This window comes from Serratia sp. LTN-2 (genome assembly GCF_059740205.1).
This window is the reverse complement of the sequence record NZ_JCAXDO010000092.1, coordinates 1-695: the sequence shown is the minus strand read 5'-3', so window position 1 is coordinate 695 and position 695 is coordinate 1. Positions and strand designations below refer to the sequence as shown.

Annotated in this window: 1 protein-coding gene; it reads right to left on the bottom strand. The window is 64.3% G+C overall.

Features of this window, described 5'->3' with window-relative positions:
• On the bottom strand, positions 1–695 hold a 695-nt coding region (locus AC6BYQ_RS28505; RefSeq protein WP_498057931.1), incomplete at both ends, for a hypothetical protein.

Sequence of the window (695 nt, the reverse complement as noted above, 5' to 3'; positions counted from 1 at the left end):
TCGATACAGCCGTCGTTGCCGGCCGGGCACGAGCCCGGGCCGCCGGAGACCATCGAGGTGTCCACGGTGGAGGTGTTACCCTTCACCGTGCCGTCGGATGCCAGCACGGAGAGCTCGATGTACTTACCCGCATCAGCTCCCGTAATGGTGTAGTCACCGGTTTTACCGCTTGCAGGCACGGTACTGCCGTTTGCCACGCTGCCTGCCGTGGAGCCTTTAGCGCCCCAGGCATACAGGGATTTGTCGGCACCCGCACCGTTTGGCGTCCAGGTGTACTCACCGTGCAGCACGCTGCCGGTGTTCAGCTCTGTACCGCGGATAACGGCCGCCACCACCGGTGTGCCGGTCTGGACCTGGCCCGGGTTGTCCGTGCCCGGATTGGTGATATCGATACAGCCGTCGTTGCCGGCCGGGCACGAGCCCGGGCCGCCGGAGACCATCGAGGTGTCCACGGTGGAGGTGTTACCCTTCACCGTGCCGTCGGATGCCAGCACGGAGAGCTCGATGTACTTACCCGCATCAGCTCCCGTAATGGTGTAGTCACCGGTTTTACCGCTTGCAGGCACGGTACTGCCGTTTGCCACGCTGCCTGCCGTGGAGCCTTTAGCGCCCCAGGCATACAGGGATTTGTCGGCACCCGCACCGTTTGGCGTCCAGGTGTACTCACCGTGCAGCACGCTGCCGGTGTTCAGCTC